Source organism: Burkholderia sp. BCC1047 (assembly GCF_902833155.1).
GTDB lineage: Bacteria > Pseudomonadota > Gammaproteobacteria > Burkholderiales > Burkholderiaceae > Burkholderia > Burkholderia sola.
In genome coordinates this window covers 36220-56387 of the sequence record NZ_CADFEH010000022.1, presented here as the reverse complement: position 1 = coordinate 56387, position 20168 = coordinate 36220, and the positions used below count along the sequence as shown (strand labels likewise).

Annotated in this window: 20 protein-coding genes; 6 read left to right on the top strand and 14 right to left on the bottom strand. The window is 66.9% G+C overall.

All coding sequences use genetic code 11. The annotated features are described in order from the left end of the window. Positions 1-175: 175 nt before the first annotated feature. The 6 genes from HWX55_RS22105 to HWX55_RS22080 all read right to left on the bottom strand — a co-directional run bounded on the left by HWX55_RS22105 (position 176) and on the right by HWX55_RS22080 (position 7095). The gene (locus HWX55_RS22105; RefSeq protein ID WP_175977284.1) at positions 176-1153 is read right to left on the bottom strand and encodes a branched-chain amino acid ABC transporter permease; all 978 of its coding nucleotides are present in this window, start codon (positions 1151-1153) and stop codon (positions 176-178) included. Next, positions 1153-2037, bottom strand: coding sequence for a branched-chain amino acid ABC transporter permease (locus tag HWX55_RS22100; protein WP_175977283.1), 885 nt, complete (start codon positions 2035-2037; stop codon positions 1153-1155). Before HWX55_RS22100 ends, HWX55_RS22105 begins: the two co-directional genes overlap by 1 nt. 128 nt (positions 2038-2165) lie before the next feature. After that, positions 2166-3365, bottom strand: a complete 1200-nt coding sequence (locus HWX55_RS22095; protein WP_050015806.1) for an ABC transporter substrate-binding protein — start codon at positions 3363-3365, stop codon at positions 2166-2168. A gap of 77 nt (positions 3366-3442) precedes the next feature. Further along, on the bottom strand, positions 3443-4198 hold the full coding sequence (locus tag HWX55_RS22090; protein ID WP_050015804.1) for an ABC transporter ATP-binding protein: 756 nt from the start codon (positions 4196-4198) through the stop codon (positions 3443-3445). Continuing rightward, on the bottom strand, positions 4195-4974 hold the full coding sequence (locus HWX55_RS22085; RefSeq protein WP_006477266.1) for an ABC transporter ATP-binding protein: 780 nt from the start codon (positions 4972-4974) through the stop codon (positions 4195-4197). Before HWX55_RS22085 ends, HWX55_RS22090 begins: the two co-directional genes overlap by 4 nt. A gap of 435 nt (positions 4975-5409) precedes the next feature. Continuing rightward, positions 5410-7095, bottom strand: a complete 1686-nt coding sequence (locus HWX55_RS22080; RefSeq protein WP_175977282.1) for a choline dehydrogenase — start codon at positions 7093-7095, stop codon at positions 5410-5412. A gap of 182 nt (positions 7096-7277) precedes the next feature. Here HWX55_RS22080 and HWX55_RS22075 point away from each other — a divergent pair, with 182 nt between their 5' ends. Together HWX55_RS22075 and HWX55_RS22070 are read left to right on the top strand one after the other, a co-directional pair. Beyond that, on the top strand, positions 7278-8177 hold the full coding sequence (locus HWX55_RS22075) for a LysR family transcriptional regulator (RefSeq protein WP_175977281.1): 900 nt from the start codon (positions 7278-7280) through the stop codon (positions 8175-8177). Positions 8178-8359: 182 nt separating this feature from the next. Next, entirely contained in the window at positions 8360-8893 is a 534-nt protein-coding gene (locus tag HWX55_RS22070) for a class IV adenylate cyclase (protein WP_050015796.1), read from the top strand. 69 nt (positions 8894-8962) lie between these two features. Here HWX55_RS22070 and HWX55_RS22065 read toward each other — a convergent pair whose 3' ends face one another. Continuing rightward, entirely contained in the window at positions 8963-9448 is a 486-nt protein-coding gene (locus HWX55_RS22065) for an Lrp/AsnC family transcriptional regulator (protein ID WP_050016018.1), read from the bottom strand. A 138-nt stretch (positions 9449-9586) separates the two neighbouring features. On the opposite strand from HWX55_RS22065, the gene phhA reads away from it, so the two are divergent. Together phhA and HWX55_RS22055 are read left to right on the top strand one after the other, a co-directional pair. Beyond that, a complete protein-coding gene (phhA, locus tag HWX55_RS22060) occupies positions 9587-10480 on the top strand; it encodes a phenylalanine 4-monooxygenase (RefSeq protein WP_244140624.1) in 894 nt (297 codons plus the stop codon). A gap of 61 nt (positions 10481-10541) precedes the next feature. Next, positions 10542-10919, top strand: a complete 378-nt coding sequence (locus tag HWX55_RS22055) for a 4a-hydroxytetrahydrobiopterin dehydratase (RefSeq protein WP_279612697.1) — start codon at positions 10542-10544, stop codon at positions 10917-10919. A gap of 91 nt (positions 10920-11010) precedes the next feature. Here the strand turns inward: HWX55_RS22055 and HWX55_RS22050 are convergent, their stop codons facing one another. Beyond that, positions 11011-11241: a DUF3717 domain-containing protein gene (locus HWX55_RS22050; protein WP_006401493.1), complete on the bottom strand. Its 231-nt coding sequence runs from the start codon at positions 11239-11241 to the stop codon at positions 11011-11013. A gap of 122 nt (positions 11242-11363) precedes the next feature. Between HWX55_RS22050 and HWX55_RS22045 the strand changes: the two genes are divergently transcribed. Continuing rightward, positions 11364-12056 (top strand): response regulator transcription factor, encoded by a 693-nt coding sequence (locus HWX55_RS22045; RefSeq protein ID WP_006401494.1) that lies wholly within the window; start codon positions 11364-11366, stop codon positions 12054-12056. A gap of 119 nt (positions 12057-12175) precedes the next feature. Next, complete coding sequence (locus tag HWX55_RS22040; RefSeq protein ID WP_089488017.1) at positions 12176-13660, top strand: sensor histidine kinase; 1485 nt, start codon at positions 12176-12178, stop codon at positions 13658-13660. A 145-nt stretch (positions 13661-13805) separates the two neighbouring features. Here the strand turns inward: HWX55_RS22040 and HWX55_RS22035 are convergent, their stop codons facing one another. The 6 genes from HWX55_RS22035 to HWX55_RS22010 form a co-directional block, all read right to left on the bottom strand. Then, positions 13806-14336, bottom strand: a complete 531-nt coding sequence (locus HWX55_RS22035; RefSeq protein WP_050015789.1) for an SET domain-containing protein-lysine N-methyltransferase — start codon at positions 14334-14336, stop codon at positions 13806-13808. A gap of 177 nt (positions 14337-14513) precedes the next feature. Then, complete coding sequence (locus HWX55_RS22030) at positions 14514-15626, bottom strand: NADH:flavin oxidoreductase/NADH oxidase (protein WP_175977279.1); 1113 nt, start codon at positions 15624-15626, stop codon at positions 14514-14516. Positions 15627-15846: 220 nt separating this feature from the next. After that, complete coding sequence (locus HWX55_RS22025; protein WP_124555741.1) at positions 15847-16557, bottom strand: glutamine amidotransferase; 711 nt, start codon at positions 16555-16557, stop codon at positions 15847-15849. Positions 16558-16585: 28 nt separating this feature from the next. Then, positions 16586-17224: a MarR family winged helix-turn-helix transcriptional regulator gene (locus tag HWX55_RS22020; protein WP_175977278.1), complete on the bottom strand. Its 639-nt coding sequence runs from the start codon at positions 17222-17224 to the stop codon at positions 16586-16588. A gap of 505 nt (positions 17225-17729) precedes the next feature. Next, entirely contained in the window at positions 17730-18845 is a 1116-nt protein-coding gene (locus HWX55_RS22015) for a YbdK family carboxylate-amine ligase (protein ID WP_006490006.1), read from the bottom strand. A 14-nt stretch (positions 18846-18859) separates the two neighbouring features. Beyond that, complete coding sequence (locus HWX55_RS22010) at positions 18860-20074, bottom strand: cation:proton antiporter (protein ID WP_050015784.1); 1215 nt, start codon at positions 20072-20074, stop codon at positions 18860-18862. Positions 20075-20168 lie beyond the last annotated feature (94 nt).

Below are 20168 nucleotides of genomic sequence, written 5' to 3'. Positions count from 1 at the left end.
GAATCTTAAAGAGGCTTAAGCACCACGACAACTTAGCATTTACCCCTATGGTGCATTGCCGCACGAAAATGGGGCACCAGCCGGCCGCGCGGCGACGGCCCGAGCCCGCGGTGACGCCCTTCCCGGCCGAGCCGGATGGTGCTTCGCATCAACACGGGCGACGCGCACCGCATGCTCACGACGACGCCCTGAGCGGCTTGATCCGCGCGACCATCTCGCCGACGATGCCGCGCCGGAACGCCAGCACGCATGCGATGAAGATCAGCCCGGTGACGATCGTCGTCGATTCGCCGAGCGAATGGAACCACGCGACGCCCGTCGTCGACGCGAGCCATTCGCCGATGTCGCCGAGCCGGTCTTCCAGCGCGACGATCAGCGCGGCGCCGAGCAGCGGCCCGAACAGCGTGCCCATCCCGCCGACGAGCGTCATCAGCACGACGAGGCCCGACATCGTCCAGTACGCATCCGACAGCGTCTCGAAGCCGAGCACGAGCACCTTCAGCGAGCCGGCCAGCCCCGCGAGCGCGGCCGACAGGATGAACGCGAGCAGCTTGAAGCGATCGGTGTCGTAGCCGAGCGAGATCGCGCGCGCTTCGTTCTCCTTGATCGCGACGAGCACCTGGCCGAACGGCGAATGGACGACCCGCACGATGAACGCGCACGCGGCCACGACCACCGCCAGCACGACGTAGTACAGCGTGACGTCGTTCGACAGGTCGAGCAGCCCGAACAGATGGCCGCGCGGCACGCCCTGCAGGCCGTCCTCGCCGCGTGTGAACGGCGCCTGAAGATAGATGAAGTAGACCATCTGCGCGAACGCGAGCGTGATCATCGCGAAGTAGATGCCCTGCCGGCGGATCGCGAACAGCCCGACGACGAGCCCGAGCAGCGTCGCGGCGACGGTGCCGGTCAGCACGCCGAGCTCCGGCGTGAAACCGAGCGTCTGCATCGAATAGCCGGTCGCATAGCCGGCCGTCGCGAGGAACATCGCATGGCCGAACGACAGCAGCCCCGTATAGCCGATCAGCAGGTTGAACGCGGCCGCGAACAGCGCGAACGCGAGCACCTTCATCACGAACACCGGATACGCGCCGATGAACGGCGCGGCGAGCAGTGCGGCGAGCAGCACGCCGTAGAGCACTTTTCTCTGCATCATTTTTCCTTGCCGAAGAGGCCCGCCGGGCGGAACAGCAGCACGATCGCCATGATCACGAACACGGCGGTGGCCGACGCTTCGGGATAGAACACGCGCGTGAATCCCTCGATCACGCCGAGCAGCAGGCCCGTGACGATCGAGCCGAGGATCGAGCCCATCCCGCCGATCACGACCACCGCGAACACGGTGATGATCATCGGCTGGCCCATCAGCGGCGACACCTGGATCACCGGCGCGGCCAGCACGCCCGCGAATGCGGCGAGCGCGACGCCGAAGCCGTAGGTGAGCGTGATCATCATCGGTACGTTCACGCCGAACGCCTCGACGAGCTTCGGGTTCTCGGTGCCCGCGCGCAGGTACGCGCCGAGGCGCGTCTTCTCGATCACGAACCACGTCGCGAGGCACACCGCGAGCGACGCGACGACGACCCACGCGCGATAGTTCGGCAGGAACATGAAGCCGAGGTTGGTCGCGCCGGACAGCTGCGACGGCACGTCGTACGGCTGCCCGGATGCGCCGTAGATCGAGCGGAACACGCCTTCGACGACCAGCGTGAGGCCGAACGTGAGCAGCAGCCCGTACAGGTGATCGAGCTTGTACAGCCAGCGCAGCATCGAGCGCTCGATCGCGATCCCGAACGCGCCGACGATCAATGGCGCCAGCACGAGCATCGCCCAGTACGGCAGCGCGAAATACGACAGCCCCATCCACGCGAGCATCGCGCCCAGCATGAACAGCGCGCCGTGCGCGAAGTTGATCACGTTGAGCAGCCCGAAGATCACCGCGAGCCCGAGGCTCAGGATCGCATAGAACGAGCCGTTGACGAGCCCGAGCAGCAACTGGCTCAGCATCGCCGGCAACGGAATGCCAAAGATTTCCATCGACTTAGCCGTCAGAATGAGTTTCGTTGCGTACGCAACTTTGCAGCCGCGCGCACGCGGGCGGCGCAGCGGGCACGTCGCTGCCACCGCCCCCGTGCGGCGCGCCCGTGCGCGCCGCTATCCGATGCTTACTTCCACAACGCGCAGCGCGTTTCCTGCTTGGTGCCGAACGCCTGTTCGCCCGGAATCGTCGCGAGCACCTTGTAGTAGTCCCACGGCTCCTTCGATTCCGACGGCTTCTTCACTTCCATCAGGTACATGTCGTGGATCATGCTGCCGTCCTGACGGATATAGCCCTTCGCGTAGAAGTCGCTGATCTTGATCTTCTTCAGCTCGGCCATCACCTTGTCGGAGTCGGTCGTCCCGGCGGCCTGCACGGCCTTCAGGTAGGTCGTCACCGACGAGTAGTCGGCCGCCTGCAGGCTCGACGGCATCTTCTTCATCTTGCCAAAGTAGCGCTGCGCCCACTGGCGCGATGCCGCATCGCGGTTCCAGTACCAGCTGTCGGTCAGCACGAGGCCCTGCGTCGTCTCGAGGCCGAGGCTGTGCACGTCGTTGATGAACATCAGCAGCCCGGCGAGCTTCATCGTCTTCGTGATGCCGAATTCCTTCGCGGCCTTGATCGAGTTGATCGTGTCGCCGCCCGCGTTCGCGAGGCCGAGGATCTGCGCCTTCGACGATTGCGCCTGCAGCAGGAACGACGAGAAATCCGACGCGGACAGCGGATGCCGTACCGCCCCCAGCACCTGTCCGCCGCTCGCCTTCACGACGTCCGACGTGTTCTTCTCGAGCGCCTTGCCGAACGCGTAATCGGCGGTCAGGAAGAACCACGTCTTGCCGCCCTGCTTCACCACCGCCGAGCCGGTGCCTTTCGCGAGCGCCATCGTGTCGTACGCATAGTGCACCGTGTACGGCGTGCACTCCTCGTTCGTCAGCGTGTCCGCGCCCGCGCCGATGTTGATGTAGACCTTCTTCTTCTCCGCGGCCAGCTTGGCCATCGCCAGCGCCGTCCCCGAATTCGTGCCGCCGACGAGCAGGTCGAGCCCGCCGCGGTCGATCCATTCGCGCGCCTTCGACGCGGCGATGTCCGCCTTGTTCTGGTGATCCGCGTACACGACCTCGATCGGCTTGCCGAGCACCTTGCCGCCGAAGTCGGCGACCGCCATGCGGATCGCCTCGAGACCGCCCTGGCCGTCGATGTCCGCATACAACCCCGACATGTCGGTGACGAAACCGATCTTCACACTATCCGCGGCATGCGCGGCACCGGCGGTGAGTGCGGCGGTCGCGAGCGCGAGACAGGCCTGTGCGAGGGTCTTCATTTTCATTGACGTCTCCTGTTGTTCTGATGCGTTGTGGTTATTCGAGGGCCGCCACGGCTAGCGGCAATGGAAACGAGGCGGCGTCATACTCCGAGCAGGTCGTGCAGGGTCGGCATCTTGCCTTCCAGTTCGGACGCGCGGAAATGCTCGACGATGCTGCCGTGCTCCATCACGTAGAAGCGGTCGGCGAGCGGCGCGGCGAAGCGGAAATTCTGTTCGACCATCACGATCGTGTAGCCGCGCGCCTTCAGCGCGACGATCATCCGTGCGAGCGCCTGGACGATCACCGGCGCGAGGCCTTCGGAGATCTCGTCGAGCAGCAGCAGGTTCGCGCCGGTGCGCAAGATTCGCGCGACCGCGAGCATCTGCTGCTCGCCGCCGGACAGCCGCGTGCCCTGGCTCTGCCGGCGCGACGCGAGGTTCGGGAACATCGCGTAGATCTCGTCGAGCGACATCGAATGCTCGCGCGGCCCGATCAGCGGCGGCAGCATCAGGTTCTCCTCGCACGACAGGCTCGAGAAGATCCCGCGCTCCTCCGGGCAATAGCCGATGCCGTAATGCGCGATGCGATGCGTCGCGAGGCCGATCGTCTCGTGGCCGGCGACCTTGATCGACCCGCTGCGGCGGCCCGTGAGGCCCATGATCGCGCGCAGCGTCGTCGTGCGGCCCGCGCCGTTGCGGCCGAGCAGCGTGACGACCTCGCCGCGGTGCACGGTCAGGTCGACGCCGTGCAATATGTGGGATTCCCCGTACCAGGCCTCCAGGCCCGTGATTTCCAGCGCAGGCGTACCGCTCTCGACGCCGCTCAATTCGCGTTCCTCCCGTTCGCTGTGCTTCATGCGTGCGCCCCCGCGAGCGCCGCGTCGGCGCTGCCCATGTAGGCCTCGATGACGAGCGGATTCTTCGACACTTCCGCATACGAGCCTTCGGCCAGCACCTCGCCGCGTTGCAGGACGGTGATCGTGTCGGAGATCCCCGCGATCACGTTCATGTTGTGTTCCACCATCAGGATCGTGCGGCCGCTCGCGACCTTCTTGATCAGTGCGGTCACGCGGTCGACGTCCTCGTGGCCCATCCCCTGCGTGGGCTCGTCGAGCAGCATCAGTTCAGGCTCCATCGCGAGCGTCGTCGCGATCTCGAGCGCGCGCTTGCGGCCGTAGGCCAGCTCGACGGTCGGCACGTGCGCGAAATCGGTGAGGCCGACCTGCGTGAGCAGGTCCATCGCGCGATCGTCGAGCCGCTTCAGCGTGCGTTCGCTGCGCCAGAAATGGAATTCGGTGCCGAGCGCGCGTTGCAGGCCGATGCGCACGTTCTGCAGCGCGGTCAGGTGCGGGAACACGGCCGATATCTGGAACGAGCGGATGATGCCGCGCCGCGCGACCTGCGCGGGCCGCTCGTCGGTGATGTCGATGCCGTTGAAGACGATCTGGCCGGCCGTCGGCGTCAGAAATTTGGTGAGGAGGTTGAAACAGGTGGTCTTGCCCGCGCCGTTCGGCCCGATCAATGCGTGGATCGCGCCGCGGCGCACACGCAGGTTGACGCCGTTCACGGCGGTGAAGCCCCTGAATTCCTTCGTCAGTCCGCGTGTTTCCAGAATCGTGTCGCCGAGAATCATGTTCCCTTCCGTACGAAGTCAGGCGAAGCACCGGGAAGCCTGGCGCAAGCGGCCGCGAACAGGTCAGCGGATCAGCGGGCTGCCCCCGGGCGCCGTGGTACGCCTCGAGGGTTGGTCTCCCGCGCCGACGCGTATGCACATTACAGAACATTGTCGCGCCGTTGGTGCAGTGCAATCATCGGGATTTGCACTTATAGGGGTGGCCGCCCTATCGGATGCGACGGCGCACGGTTATTCACCCCGCTTTTTTGACACGTGCATCATCACGCGTTGACCTGCCGCAGGATCTGGCACGCGCGCGCCCGATAAAAAACCGCGCGACGGCGCGGCTTGCACGGATCTTGCCGTTCGGGCGGACGCGCCGGCAGCTTGTTTCGCATAGCGAATCAGCGGGCGTTCGCATGACGGCCCGCTGGCGCGCGGGTCAGCGAGCCTTCATGCCGCCGTCACCGCGGCCTCGGTGCGCACCGACGTCGTTTCGCGCGCCGCACGGCGGTCGGCACGAATCATGTCGCTCGCGCGCTCGGCGATCATCAGCGTCGGCGAATTGGTGTTGCCCGACGTGATGAACGGCATCACCGACGCGTCGACGATCCGCAACCCCGCGATCCCGCGCACGCGTAGCCGGCTGTCGACCACCGCGCGCGCGTCGTCCGCACGCCCCATCCGGCACGTGCCGACCGGATGGAAGATCGTCGTGCCGACGACGCCGGCCGCGTCGATCAGTTCGGCCTCGGTCTGGTACCGCGGGCCCGGCAGGATTTCCTCGGGGCGATAGCGCGCAAGCGCCGGCGCGGCTGCGATCCGGCGCGTGAGGCGCAGCGCGTTCGCGGCGACGTGACGATCGTGATCGGTCGACAGATAGTTCGGCGCGATCGTCGGTGCGCTGCCCGGATCGGCGCTCGTGACGTGCACGCTGCCGCGCGAGGTCGGCCGCAAATGACAGACCGACGCCGTAAACGCGTTGAAGCCGTGCAGCGGCTCGCCGAAGCGCTCGAGCGACAGCGGCTGCACGTGGTACTGGAGATCGGGGCGCGTGAGCGCCGGATCGTCCGGATCCGATTTCGCGAACGCGCCCAGTTGCGACGGCGCCATCGACATCGGCCCGCGCTGCAGCAGCGCATATTCGGCGCCGATCATCAGCTTGCCCCACCAGTGCGCGGACAGCGTGTTGAGCGTGCGCACGCCGTCGACGCGAAACGCCATCCGCAATTGCAGATGATCCTGCAGGTTTTCGCCGACGCCCGGCAGATCCTGCACGACGTCGATGCCGAGCGCCTGCAGCCGCCGGCCATCGCCGACACCCGACAGTTCGAGCAGTTGCGGCGAATTCACCGCGCCCGACGTCAGCAGCACTTCCGCGCGCGCCCGCGCGACGTAATCGGTGCCGCCGCCGTGGTACTCGACGCCGACCGCGCGCCGCCCGTCGAAGATCACGCGCTGCGCATGCGCGCCGGTGATCACGGTCAGGTTCGGGCGCGCCATCGCGGGCCGCAGGAACGCCTTCGACGTATTCCAGCGCACGCCGCGCTTCTGGTTCACTTCGAAGTAGCCGACCCCCGCATTGTCGCCGCGGTTGAAATCCTCGGTGGCTGGAATGCCCGTCTGCTGCGCGGCCTGCGCGAACGATTCGAGGATCTCCCAGCGCAGCCGCTGCTTCTCGACGCGCCAGTAGCCGCCCGCGCCGTGCGCATCGCTCGCGCCCGCATGGTGATCCTCGCTGCGCTTGAAGATCGGCAGCACGCTGTCCCACGACCAGCCGGCGTCGCCGGTTTCCTGCGCCCAGTTGTCGTAGTCCTCGCGCTGGCCGCGCATGTAGATCATCCCGTTGATCGACGAGCAGCCGCCGAGCACGCGGCCGCGCGGATACGACAGCGCGCGGCCGTTCAGCGCCGCCTCGGGCTGCGTCTTGTACAGCCAGTCGGTGCGCGGGTTGCCGATGCAGTACAGATAGCCGACCGGGATATGGATCCAGTGATAGTCGTCCTTGCCGCCCGCCTCGAGCAGCAGCACGCTGATGTCGGGATCCTCGGTCAGGCGGTTCGCGAGCACGCAACCCGCGGTGCCCGCGCCGACGATCACGTAGTCGAATTCGCCCTCGAGCGTGCGTTGAGTACTCACGGCGTGTCTCCTTCCTGCTTGTTATGTACCGCGCGGCGCGATGCCGCGCGCATGTTCAGCATAGTGCGTCGCGCCGCGCCTGCGGCCCCGCGCCACGATCCGATGAAGCGTACTCCCGCGCCCGGCCGCCGATCCAATGAGTTATGCTGAACTGCGTTATAAGCCACGCTCATATCACGACGATGGATCTCACCCTGCTTCGCGCGTTCGCGACGGTCGCCCGCGAAGGCAACCTGACGCGCGCCGCCGTGCAGCTACATCTGACGCAGCCGGCCGTCAGCCTGCAGATCAAGCATCTGCAGGAAACGCTCGGGGTCGTGCTGTTCACGCGTACGTCGCGCGGGCTCGCGCTCACGCGCGACGGGCAGACGCTGCTGCCGCACGCGGAGCGCGCGCTTGCCGCGGCTGCCGACGTGCAGCGTGCCGCTGCCGCGCTGCGGCACGAGGTGCGCGGCCGGCTACGGATCGGCACGATCCTCGATCCGGGGTTCCTGCGGCTCGGTGGCTTCCTGCGCGCGCTGGTCGAGACCCATCCGCAGATCGAAACGGCGCTGCGGCACGGGATGTCGGGCTGGGTGCTCGAACAGGTGCGCGCGCAGGCGCTCGACGTCGGCTACTACATCGGCCGGCCCGACGACGATTCGCCGCGCGACGGCGCGCTGTTCCACACCGTCACGCTCACGCGCTTCGAATACCGCGTGCTCGCGCCGGCCGGCTGGAAGGAGCGCGTGCAGCGCGCGCACGACTGGCGCGCGCTCGCCGCGCTGCCGTGGATCTGGACGCCGCCGGCGTCCGCGCACCACCGGCTGCTGTCGCGCCTCTTCGCGACGGCCGGCGCGCAGCCGGTGAAGGTCGCCGAGGTCGACCAGGAGCAGTCGATGCTCGATCTCGTCAAATCGGGGATCGGGTTGACGCTCGCGCGGGATTCAACCGCGCTGGCCGAGGCGCACGCGCATGCGCTGACGATCGTCGAACGCATGACGGTGCCGACCGAGCTGACGTTCGTGACGCTCGCCGAGCGGCGCGACGAGCCGGCGATCGCGGCCGCGCTGCGGTTGATCGACGCGCAGTGGGCGATATGAGCGCGGCTGATGTCGACGCGGCCCGTTACGCATCGAGTTTCGGCGCCCGACGCATGCCGCGGATCGAATCGCGTGCCGCGCGTCGTGTCGCCGCGGCCGGTCCGCGCGTCACGCCACCATCGCAGGCTTTTTGCTAGATTGTGCGTTCGCACACCGCGAGACCCCGATTGAAGGAGACCCGCATGGCCCGCAACATCGAGATCAAAGCCCGCGCCCGCGAATTCGACCGGCTGCGCGAACGGGCGGCCCAGCTCGCGACCGAAGCGCCGCTCTTCTACCGCCAGCAGGATTTCTTCTATGACGTGCCGCGCGGCCGGCTCAAGCTGCGCCGCTTCGAGGACGGCACGCCGGCCGAGTTGATCTTCTACCAGCGCGACGATCGCGACGGCCCGAAGGCGTCGTACTACACGCGCAGTCCGGTGACGAACCCCGACGCGATGCATTCGCTGCTCGCGACCGCGCTGACCACGCGCGGGATCGTGACGAAGGAGCGGCACGTGTACCTCGCCGGCCGCACGCGTATCCACCTCGACCGCGTCGACGGCCTCGGCGATTTCATCGAGCTCGAAGTCGTGCTGGGCCCCGACGACGACGAAGCGGGCGGCGAAGCCGAAGCGCACGAGGTGTTCGCGAAACTCGGCGTCGCGCAGGACGATCTCGTCGCGGTCGCGTACGTCGATCTGCTGAACGCCGACACCCAGCCCGAAACGGCCTGATCCGGCCCCATCGAAGGCGGTACGGCGCGTGCCGCCTTCAGCGCCGATGCCGCCGCGGCCGCGTCCCCGTTACGCGGCGCCCGGCGCGAGATGCGCGAGCGGCAACGCACCGTTGCGCTTGAAGGTCGTCAGCACGATGTTCGAGCGTACGCTGTCGACGCCCGGCACCCGCATCAGCTTCTTCATCACGAACTGCGACAGCGCGTTGAGATCCGGCGCGACGATCCGCAGGAGGTAGTCGGCATCGCCCACCACCGCATGACATTCGAGCACTTCGGGCAGCACGTCGATCTGCTGCTGGAACTGCTCGATGATCGAATCGCCGTGATGCTTGAGCTTCAGGCTCGTGAACGCGGTCACGCCGAGCCCGAGCTTTTCGGGTCGCAGCATCACGCGGTAGCCTTCGATCACGCCGGCCGCCTCCAGCCGCTGCAGCCGACGGCCGATCTGCGACGGCGACAGCGGCACCTGCTCGCCCAGCTGCTGATGCGTCGCGCGACCGAAGCGCTGCAGCACGTCCAGCAGCGCGAGATCGAAGTGATCGAGTTCCAGCATGAGCATTCTCCGCATTGATTTGTGATTTGATGCGCGATTATCGCATCATACGGTGAATTAATGCCAACTATGCGCCCAATCCGCGCGTCGCCCGCTCTACACTTGCATGGTCCCAACCCCAGCGTGCAGAGCCTGATCATGTCCACCGTCGTCACCGCGAAACTGCAGGAGCAGTTCGATGCGGGCCTCGAAACCCGCGCCGATTTCACCATCGACCAGCCGCTGCAGCGCTACGGCCAGGTCGACCACGCGGTGTGGAAGCAGCTCTATGCGCGCCAGTCGGCGCTGCTGCGCGGCCGCGCGTGCGACGCGTTCGTCGCCGGGCTCGGCAAGATCGAGCTGCCGGCCGATCGCGTGCCGTCGTTCGCCGACGTGAACCGCCAACTGAAGCCCGCGACCGGCTGGGAAATCGTCGCGGTGCCCGGCCTCGTGCCCGACCGCGTGTTCTTCGCGCATCTCGCGAACCGGCGTTTCCCGGTCACCTGGTGGATGCGCCGTCCCGACCAGCTCGACTACCTGCAGGAACCCGACTGTTTCCACGACCTGTTCGGCCACGTACCGCTGCTGATCGAACCCGTGTTCGCCGACTACATGCAGGCGTACGGCCGCACCGCGCTCGCGGTCGCCGACGACGAAGCGGCGCTGGCGCGGCTCGCGCGCCTCTATTGGTATACGGTGGAATTCGGGCTGATCCGCGATCCGCGCAGCACGAACGGGCTGTCGATCTACGGCGCCGGGATCGTGTCGAGCAAGGGCGAAAGCCTGTACAGCCTCGAAAGCGCGGCGCCGAACCGGCTCGGGTTCGATCTCGAGCGCGTGATGCGCACGAAGTACCGGATCGACATGTTCCAGAAGACTTACTTCGTGATCGACGATTTCGCGCAGCTGTTCGCGCTCGCCGACGTCGATGGCCGCGCGCTGGCCGACCGGCTCGCAGGGCTGCCCGAATTCGCGGCCGGCGCGGTACTCGACACCGATCGCGTGCTGCATCGCGGCACGGGCGAAGGCTGGCCCGCCGACGCCGACGCGTGACGCGCGGGCCGTCGGCTGCCGGTTGCCGGCCGCCCGTCGCCGTTTCCGCAACTATGGAACAATGAACGATGCCGGCTTCGCCGCGGGGCGCAACCGCGCGCGGGCGCCGTTACCGAACGAGAGGTGCAAGATGATCCACAAGCTCACATCCGAAGAACGCAAGACCCGGCTCGAAGGCCTGCCGCAGTGGACGGCCGTGCCGGGCCGCGACGCGATCCAGCGCCGCCTGCGCTTCGCCGATTTCAACGAGGCATTCGGCTTCATGACGCGTGTCGCGATCAAGGCGCAGGAAATGAACCACCATCCGGAATGGTTCAACGTGTACAACCGCGTCGACGTCACGCTGTCGACCCACGACGCCGACGGCCTGACCGAACGCGACATCGAACTCGCGCGGTTCATCGACGGCGTCGCCGCGCACGCGCAACCGGGCGCCTGAATCCCGTCTCCGCCGCCGCGCGCTTTCCGTGCGCGGCGCGTCAACTTTTCATTTCGCTGAACGTTTTCTAGGCTGTACTCAGCGAAAGCCTTCAGCTTTCCAAGCCATCCTTAAGGCGCACGTAAGTCTCGTACGCTTTCCGCGCCTTGGGGTCCAAACCTTCCAGTTGCAGCGCGCTTTCGCGCTGTACAATCAGCAGCGCATACGGCTTGGAGAGCGCGCTGGCCTCTTCGCAGAGTTTGAGTTCGTCGCCGCTCGACGGCGAGCGGGCGCGCCAGAAATTGATCGCGGCTTCGAGGTCGTGGATCGAAATATCGGACATGATTGGATTTAATCGTTCGCTGGCCGCCATGCTTGATGTCAGGCGATGCGGCGTTCCTGTGGAAACGGCTTCGTGCTGTCCGCGTGCCTGAACCGCCAACCCATTGTACTTGAGCGAACTTCATGCGACTCCTTCTGATCGAAGACGACCGCCCCATCGCACGCGGTATCCAGAGCAGCCTCGAGCAGGCTGGCTTCACCGTCGACATGGTGCATGACGGCATCTTTGCCGAACAGGCGCTGGCACAGAACCGCCACGAACTCGTGATCCTCGACCTCGGCCTGCCGGGCATCGACGGCATGACGCTGCTCACGCGCTTTCGGCAGACCAACCGCCACACGCCGGTGATCGTGCTGACCGCCCGCGACGAGCTGAACGACCGGATCCAGGGCCTGAACTCCGGCGCCGACGATTACATGCTCAAGCCGTTCGAGCCGGCCGAGCTCGAAGCGCGTATCCGCGCGGTGATGCGCCGCAGCGGCCCGCACAGCGACATGCCGCGTCCCGAAGTGTCGCTCGGCGGCGTCCGCCTGTCGGGCGTCGACCGCCGCATCTTCAACGACGACAAGCCGCTCGAACTGTCGCCGCGCGAATTCGCGGTGCTGGAAATGCTGCTGCTGCGTCACGGCCGCGTCGTCAGCAAGGCGCAGTTGCAGGATCACCTCACGCACTTCGGCGGCGATCTCGGCGACACCGCGATCGAAGTCTACGTGCACCGCGTCCGCAAGAAACTCGAGCAGTGCCGGGTCGAAATCGTCACGGTGCGCGGCTTCGGCTACCTGCTGCAGGAAATCCGCCAGACGGCGAGCGTCTGAGCGACGCCGGGCGCCGGCCGGCCGCGTGCCGCCGGCGCACGCGTGCTGCTCCGCGTCGCCCTCCCGGCGCACGACCGCGCCGCTCCCCGTGAGCGGCGCTTATCCCTTTGCCCGTCGAAATGTCTTCTGATCCGGCTGTGACCACCAGCCTGCGCCGCTCGCTGCTCCGGCGCCTCGCCGCCCCGCTGTCGATGCTCGCGCTGATGAGCGGCCTGATCGCCTACTGGCTCGCGTGGCAATACACGCAGCACGTGATCGACCGCTCGCTCGCCGATCTCGCGACCGCGATCTCCAAGCAGATCCAGATCGCCGGCCCCGACGCGCCGTTCACGGTGCCGCCGCTCGCGCAGGCGATGTTCTCCGATCCAGCCGAAGCGCTGATCTACCGGATCAGCGACGGCGAGGAGGAACTCGCCGGCGATCCGAAGCTGCCGCTGCAGGGCATCAACGTGCGCCGCATGCATCACGCGTACGTGTTCGAGGCCGAATACGACAATCGCGCGGTCCGGGTCGCGCAGGTGCGCGTCGACAACGTCGAGGGCGGCCGGCCGATGGTCGTCGAAGTCGCGCAGCCGGTGCGGCACCGCTATCGGATCGCGGCCGAATTCCTCGTCGCGATCATGATGCCGCTGCTGTTGCTGCTGCTCGCGGGCTGGGGCATCGTGTGGCGCGTCGTGAACCAGCAGCTGGGCCCGCTCACGCATCTCGCCGATTCGCTGAACCGGCAAACCCATACGTCGCTGGAACCGGTCGACGAAACCGACGTGCCGCTGGAGATCCGGCCGCTGACCAGCGCGATGAACGCGCTGCTCGGCCGCCTGAAGACCGCGCTCGACGCGCAGCGCAAGTTCATCGCCGATGCCGCGCACCAGTTGCGCACGCCGCTCACCGCGGTGAAGCTGCATGCCGAGCAGGCGGCCGTCGCGCGCGACCCGCACCAGACCTTCGCCGCGGTGCGCGAGTTGCGCGCGGCCGCCGACCGCGCGGTGCGGCTGTCCAATCAGTTGCTGTCGCTCGCGCGGGCCGAGCCGGGCGAACAGGCCGCGCGCTTCGTCGACGTCGATCTCGCGGCAATGGCGTTCGAGACGGGCGCCGAATGGGTGCCGCGCGCGCTCGCGTCGCACGTCGATCTCGGCTTCCAGCGCAGCGACGAGCCGGGCGACGACGAGAAGCTGATCGTGCGCGGCAACCCGGTGCTGCTGCGCGAGGTGATCGCGAACCTGCTCGACAATGCGCTGAAGTATGTGCCGCTCGCGCGGCCGGACGGCGCGCGGATCACGGTGAACGTCGCGCGCGCCGCGCTCGAGGACAGCCAGCCGGCCGCCGAGATCGTCGTCGAGGACAACGGCCCCGGCGTGCCCGCGAACCAGCAGGCCGACCTGTTCAAGCGCTTCTTCCGCGGCGACGCGCAAAGCGGCAACGGTGTCGAAACCGGCGCCGGGCTCGGGCTCGCGATCGTGCACGACATCATCGCGATGCACGGCGGCACCGTGTCGTACGAGGATGCATCGGAAGGCGGCTCGCGCTTCGTGGTGCGGGTGCCGCTCGCGACGCGGACGGAAAAACCGGCCAGCGAAACGCCGGCCGCGGCGCCGACGCACTGAGCGATCACCAGCGAGTCGCGGCGGGCAACCGCTGGCCCGTCGACCGGGCGGCCCGCCGGAAAAGGAAAGCGAACGCCGGGCCGCCACGACGCGGCAACCGCCGGCTGAAACGACCGCGGCAGCACGCGATGCGCTGCCGCCTGCATCACTTCCTGTTCTTCTTGTCCTTCGAACCGGATGCAGGCTTGCCGTCCTTCTTGTCCTTCTTCTTTTTCTTCTTCCCGCCTTCGTCGGACGTCGCGAGCAACGTGCCGCGGCACGATTCCGCACCGCAGTGGCACGCGTATTCGCGCTTGAGCTTCTTCGTCAGCTTCGCGTCGATCACGAGGCCGTAGTCGTAGAACAGCTCCTCTTCCGGGCCGATATCGCGCAGCGCGTGGATATACACGCGCCCTTTGACTTCCTCGGCTTCGCAGTTCGGCGCGCACGAATGATTGATCCAGCGCGCGCTGTTGCCGTCGACCTTGCCGTCGATCACGCCGCCTTCGTCGAGTGCGAAGTAGAACGTATGATTCGGCTCGCTCGGGTCGTGCGGATGACGGCGCAGCGCTTCCTTCCACGAGATTCGCTCGCCCTTGTATTCCACTACGCGTTCGCCGGCCTTGATCGGCGCCACGGCGAACACGCCCTTGCCGTGTACTCCCGAGCGGCGCACCGCGATCCTGCGTGAACTCATCGAACCAATCCTTGTGAAGACGACTTGAACGGAAGCGACCGCGATCGCGGCCGGGCGCCGCGCCAAACGAAAACGCGGCACCGGTCGGTGCCGCGTCGGGGCATGCGGCGAATCATCCGCATCCTACACGTTCGATATTGCTTCGTTCAACATCGCGCGCAATATTGCGCGATGGGCTCAGCGCTGGCCGAACGCGACGTCGCCGAACAGCGTCTTGTGCTCGCGCGGCTGCGAACGCCAGTACTGCGGCGGCGCCGTCACCTGCGCGCCGAGCTCGGCCGCCGCATGCCACGGCCAGCGCGGGTCGTACAGCATCGCGCGCGCCATCGCGACGAAATCGGCATCGCCGGCCTCGATCAGCCGGTTCGCATGCTCGGGTTCATTGATCAGGCCGACCGCGATCGTCGGCATGCCGACCGCCCGCTTCACGGCCTGCGCGAACGGCACCTGATAGCCGGGCGACAGCGGAATCTTCTGCAGCGGCGACACGCCGCCGGACGACACGTCGATCCAGTCGCAGCCGCGGCGCTGCAGTTCGTGCGCGAACGCGATCGTATCGTCGAGTTCCCAGCCGCCTTCGACCCAGTCGGTCGCGGACACGCGCACGCCGACCGGCCGATCCTCCGGAAACGCGGCGCGCACGATCTCGAAGATCTCGAGCGGAAACCGCATCCGGTTTTCGCGCGAGCCGCCGTATTCGTCGGTGCGCCGGTTCGCGAGCGGCGACAGGAACTGATGCAGCAGGTAGCCGTGCGCCGCGTGCACTTCGATCGCATCGATGCCGAGCCGCGCGGCACGCCTCGCCGACGCCGCGAACGCTTCGCGGATCCGGTTCAGGCCTGCGGCATCAAGCGCGAGCGGCGGCGTCTCGCCGTCCTTGTGCGGCACGGCCGACGGGCCATGCGGCAGCCAGCCGCCGTCGGCGACCGGCACGAGCTGGCCCCCCTCCCACGGCGCCGCACTCGACGCCTTGCGCCCCGCATGCGACAACTGCATCGCGATGCGGATCGGCGAATGCTTGCGGATCGCGGCCAGCACCGGCTTCAGCGCGGCTTCGGTCACGTCGTCCCACAGGCCGAGGTCGCCATGGGTGATGCGTCCGTCGGGTTCCACCGCGGTCGCTTCGATGCACAGCAGCCCGGCGCCCGACAGCGCGAGATGGCCGAGATGAATCATGTGCCAGTCGGTCGCTTCGCCGCGTTCGGCCGAGTACTGGCACATCGGGGAAATCACGATCCGGTTCGGAAGGGTCACGCCGCGCAGCGTGAACGGGGAAAACAGCGCAGTCATGGAAGCCGCTCGCCAGGAAAAGGAAGGAGCGGACGAGCGTAGCACGCACGCCTGAAGCGTGCAGACAGCGCGCTCCGCAGTAAGCGAATGGTCAGGTATGGCCGGCCGGACGCCGGCGGGGGCGTGGAACAAACGGAATAGGCGATGGAAGGCGATGCGCCGGCCCTCAACGGATGCAGGCCGGGCCAATCCTTTCCGGCGGACGGGGCCGCCCGCGACGTCAGAGCCCGACGCTACCGAGCCACTCCGCGAACATATGCCGGGCGGCCGTCTCGAGCGCGGGGCCGTGCTGCGCGGTATCGGCGCGCAACTGACGCGCGTCGATGCCGGGCGTCGCGGCGATTTCGCCGGCGTTCGCGATCAGCCACGGTTCGAAGCGATCGGTACGGATCTCGGGATGACATTGCAGCGCCAGCACGTGCTGCCCCCATGCGAATGCCTGGTGGCGGCAGGCCGGCGTCGACGCGAGATGGATCGCACCGCCCGGCAGGTCGAACGTATCGCCATGCCAGTGCAGCATCGATGTCGTCGCGCCGTCGAGATGGCGCAGCGGCGACGCGCGGCCGGCATCGGTGAGCGTCAGCGGCGCCCAGCCGAGTTCGTGCTGCGCGGCCGGATAGACGCGCGCCCCGAGCGCCCGCGCGATGAACTGCGCGCCGAGGCATATGCCGAGGATCGGCAGCCCCGCGTCGATGCGCTGGCGCACGAGCGCCAGCAGCGGTGCAATCGTCGGATACTGCGCGTCGTCGTACACGCTGAGCGGCCCGCCGAGCACGACGAGCAGCGACGGCTCGAGCACGTCGAGCACCTCGACCCGCGACGATCCGACATCGACATAGCGCACCCGTCGACCGCGTTCGCCGAGCACCTGCTCGAAGCTCCCGAGATCCTCGAAATGCACGTGGCGGATCGCCACGACTTCAGCGTTCATCATCGGCCTCCCGGTCGATCGACGGACGTCAGCCTGCGAAAATCTTCCAGGTCTTCTTCTGCGTCGCCGCGTCGGCTTCTTCCTGCACCGAGCAATCGAGACGCAGATCGCTGTCGGACATGCCGATGTCGAGCGTCGCGCAGTGATGCACCGTCTTCTTCGACGGCTTGCCCGGCTGAAAGTACGTGCACGTGAGGCACATGCGCTGCGGCGGCGTCGCACCGGCCACCTGCAGCTCGCGCAGCGTCTTCAGCAGCGCGCGGTACAGCGTGCCCTGCTCGTCCGCGCCGAGCTTGCCGACTGCCTTCGTCAGGAATTCAGGCCATTGCAGCGCCTTCTTCGCGGCCGTGCGGCCACGCGCCGACAGGCGTACGGCCAGTGCCCGGCCGTCGTCCAGCGCACGGCGCTTCTCGACGAGCCCCTTCGTCTCGAGCGTGCTGACCGCATCGCTCGTGGTGGCCGCGGTCAGCTGCGTCTCGCGCGCGATCTCGCCGAGCCGCATCGGGCCCTTGCGCTGCAGCAGCAGCACGAGAATCTCGCCTTGCGTCGGCGTCAGGCCAGCGCCTTCCGCCCAATCCCATGCCTCGCTCCGCATGGCCGTGCTCAACCGCAGCAGGCTGTGGGTCACACGTCCCGCAGCCTGGTTCCCGTAAACGCCTTCGCTCATAGTCTTTTCGCTTTGCCGCCGCCCGGATGGCCGAGCGGCCGTAGTGTGGAGATCGAATCCATCTCAAAACAGACGCCCTCTCTCGAGTGCGTCAGCACGGCCGTCGCGAGGCACACGCGGCGGTCGCGTTCGCGGCGACCGGAGAGACACGCATCGTTCCGGTGTCCGCAAAGCCGACATTCTAAGCGAGAGCGGAAAATCGCACAGCTAAGTTATCCCCTGCATGCTGTGGAAAATCGCTGGATAACCGGATTTTTTCGTTGTGCGCGCGCTGTCGCGCGCCCGCGAAACGGGGCGCGCCGGCATTTTCCTGTTCGGATCGGCCATCGGCCGCGCGGTCATGATCCACCGGGTTATCCCACCCACAGAGCATTGACTTTGCAGCGGAATATCGGGTTATCCACAGATTGCGACGGTGCCCGGCAACGATTTCGGCGCGACAGGGCGCCGATAACCGTTCAGCGAATCGCGGCGCGGTCGATTCTGCAATCTGCAAAACATATTTTCACTCGCGCCAACGTAAGCACTGCTGCCGGACCGTCTCGTTCAGCGATTTTTCCTGTTTGAAAACGGTTCTCAACCACGATGCATCGTTCACGCGCGCCTTCGCGAGCGCGCCGATCTCGTCGAGCGCCGCGCGCGAACCGAGCGCGGCCGCATGCGGCGCGATCCGGTCGAGCGTGTCGAGGATGTCTTCCGCGATCGTGCGGCGCTCGCCCGTCTGAGGATTCACGCAGGTGCCCTCGAGCCCGAAGCGGCACGCTTCGAAACGGTTGAACGTGTAGACAAGGTAATCGTCCTCCGACAGCTTCAGCGGCCGGTCGGTCAGCAGGTAGCGTGCGAGCGTCTGGATGTAGCAGGCGATCGCCGCCGCGCGGTCGACCGACAGCGGCGTGTCCATCACGCGCACTTCGATCGTGCCGTAGCCGGGCTTCGGCCGGATGTCCCAGTAGAAGTCCTTCATCGAGTTGACGACGCCCGTGTTCACCATCTTCGTGAAGTACTCCTCGAACGAGTCCCAGGTCAGCACGAACGGCGCGCGGCCCGACAGCGGGAACGCGAACACCGAATTCAGGCGCGCCGAATGGAAGCCCGTGTCGACGTTCTGCACGAACGGCGACGACGCGGACAGCGCGATGAAGTGCGGAATGAAGCGCGACATCGAGTGCAGCAGGAACAGCGCGCTGTCGGGATCGGGGCAGCCGATATGCACGTGCTGGCCGAACACGGTGAACTGCTTCGCGAGATAGCCGTACAGCTCGGAGATGTACTGGAAGCGCGGCGCATCGTAGATCTGCCGGTCGCTCCATTGCTGGAACGCATGCGTGCCGCCGCCGGCCAGCCCGACGTTGAGCTGGTCGGCCGCCTTCACGAGCACGTCGCGGATCGCATGCAGCTCGCTGACGGCCTGCTCGTGCGAATGGCAGATGCCGGTCGACAGCTCGATCATGCTTTCGGTGATTTCCGGCGTGATGTTGCCGGGAAAGGTCTCGCCCTGGATCAGGCGCATCAGGTCGGACGCCGCTTTGGTCAGGTCGTAGTTGTGCGTGTTGACGACCTGGATCTCCAGTTCGACGCCGAACGTGAACGGTTCGGAATTGACGAAGGTTTCGAGTGCCATGGCAGGTTCCGGAATCAGTTGCCGTCGCTGCGTTCGCCGACCGCCGACAGGCAGCGATAGACGACGAACGGGCTGACGAGCTGCAGGATCACGATCGAGCACATCACGATCGCGCGCAGGTGCGGGTCGAAATTGGGATAAAGCTGGTAGGTATCGTCGACGAGCAGGTACGACAGCGCGGACATCGGCGTGAGCGCGATGCCGAGCGCGATGCCCTGCTTCATCCCGAGGCCGCTCGGCTTCGCGAACGCGACGACGCCGGCCAGCTTCGCGGCGAGCCGCGTGACGATCAGCACGATCGCGAGCAGCCCGCCGAGCGCGATGTCGCCCCACGTGAACGACGTGAGCGTCAGCACGAACAGCACCACCGTCAGCAGCCAGCCGGCCGTGCCGAAGTGCTCGGGCCACAGCTGCGGCCGCGCTTCGAGGTTCTTCACGATGATGCCGGCGAGCAGCAGCGTGAGCAGCGTCGACAGCTTCAGCGCCTGCGCGACGGCGATCGCGAGCATCACGAGCCCGAACAGCGCGACGAACGAATGCTCGTCGCGCATCGTCGCGGTCATGTGACGGAACAGGTAGTTGCATGAACGCGCGACGAGATACGCGACGATGAACGAACCGGCGAGCAGGTAGAGCGGTTGCAGGATCGTCGCGAAAACGTTGCCGTACGCTTCCTGGTGCAGCCAGCTCGTCACGAGCTTGGTCAGCACGATCGCGTACACGCTGTTGAGCGCGGTGAGCGTGATCAGGCGTTGCGACACCTGCCCTTCCGCGCGCAGTTCGGTCTTCAGCTGGATCACCATCGACGGCGACGTCGCGATCGCGATCGCCGACAGCACCAGCGCGACCATCCCCGATACGCCGAGCGCGAGCATCACGAACAGCACGAGCACGAACGTGAGCGTGGCCTCCGCGAGACTCGACGCGACGAGCCACGGATTGCGCCGGATCCAGCGCAGGTCGAGGCGGCTGCCGAGTTCGAACAGCAGCAGGCCGAGCGCGACGTCCATCAGCAGCCGCGAGGTTTCGTCGGTGCTGGTGTCGATCACGCCGAATCCGAACGAACCGGCGATCAGGCCGATCACGGCATAGCCGGTGATGCGCGGCAGGCGCCACGCGCGATAGCACAGCTCGCCGCACAGGCCGGCTGCGAACAGCGCGAGCCCGGCCCAGAACACGGCATCCGGCGCGAGCGGCCAGTTGGGCAGGAATGAGAACGCCGACTTCATCGTGGTGACTTCTCCTTTGGAAGCAACCGCCAGCGACGCGGGGTCAAGCGACAGGAATGGATGCGCGCCGGCTGGGTATTGCCCCGAATGTGAT

Bases quoted from the DNA above. Each gene is read 5' to 3' on its own strand.
- HWX55_RS22105 (WP_175977284.1), bottom strand. From the start codon at position 1,153: ATGCAGAGAAAAGTGCTCTACGGCGTGCTGCTCGCCGCACTGCTCGCC.
- HWX55_RS22100 (WP_175977283.1), bottom strand. From the start codon at position 2,037: ATGGAAATCTTTGGCATTCCGTTGCCGGCGATGCTGAGCCAGTTGCTG.
- HWX55_RS22095 (WP_050015806.1), bottom strand. From the start codon at position 3,365: ATGAAAATGAAGACCCTCGCACAGGCCTGTCTCGCGCTCGCGACCGCC.
- HWX55_RS22090 (WP_050015804.1), bottom strand. From the start codon at position 4,198: ATGAAGCACAGCGAACGGGAGGAACGCGAATTGAGCGGCGTCGAGAGC.
- HWX55_RS22085 (WP_006477266.1), bottom strand. From the start codon at position 4,974: ATGATTCTCGGCGACACGATTCTGGAAACACGCGGACTGACGAAGGAA.
- HWX55_RS22075 (WP_175977281.1), top strand. From the start codon at position 7,278: ATGGATCTCACCCTGCTTCGCGCGTTCGCGACGGTCGCCCGCGAAGGC.
- HWX55_RS22070 (WP_050015796.1), top strand. From the start codon at position 8,360: ATGGCCCGCAACATCGAGATCAAAGCCCGCGCCCGCGAATTCGACCGG.
- HWX55_RS22065 (WP_050016018.1), bottom strand. From the start codon at position 9,448: ATGCTGGAACTCGATCACTTCGATCTCGCGCTGCTGGACGTGCTGCAG.
- phhA (WP_244140624.1), top strand. From the start codon at position 9,587: ATGTCCACCGTCGTCACCGCGAAACTGCAGGAGCAGTTCGATGCGGGC.
- HWX55_RS22055 (WP_279612697.1), top strand. From the start codon at position 10,542: ATGAACGATGCCGGCTTCGCCGCGGGGCGCAACCGCGCGCGGGCGCCG.
- HWX55_RS22050 (WP_006401493.1), bottom strand. From the start codon at position 11,241: ATGTCCGATATTTCGATCCACGACCTCGAAGCCGCGATCAATTTCTGG.
- HWX55_RS22045 (WP_006401494.1), top strand. From the start codon at position 11,364: ATGCGACTCCTTCTGATCGAAGACGACCGCCCCATCGCACGCGGTATC.
- HWX55_RS22040 (WP_089488017.1), top strand. From the start codon at position 12,176: ATGTCTTCTGATCCGGCTGTGACCACCAGCCTGCGCCGCTCGCTGCTC.
- HWX55_RS22035 (WP_050015789.1), bottom strand. From the start codon at position 14,336: ATGAGTTCACGCAGGATCGCGGTGCGCCGCTCGGGAGTACACGGCAAG.
- HWX55_RS22030 (WP_175977279.1), bottom strand. From the start codon at position 15,626: ATGACTGCGCTGTTTTCCCCGTTCACGCTGCGCGGCGTGACCCTTCCG.
- HWX55_RS22025 (WP_124555741.1), bottom strand. From the start codon at position 16,557: ATGAACGCTGAAGTCGTGGCGATCCGCCACGTGCATTTCGAGGATCTC.
- HWX55_RS22020 (WP_175977278.1), bottom strand. From the start codon at position 17,224: ATGAGCGAAGGCGTTTACGGGAACCAGGCTGCGGGACGTGTGACCCAC.
- HWX55_RS22015 (WP_006490006.1), bottom strand. From the start codon at position 18,845: ATGGCACTCGAAACCTTCGTCAATTCCGAACCGTTCACGTTCGGCGTC.
- HWX55_RS22010 (WP_050015784.1), bottom strand. From the start codon at position 20,074: ATGAAGTCGGCGTTCTCATTCCTGCCCAACTGGCCGCTCGCGCCGGAT.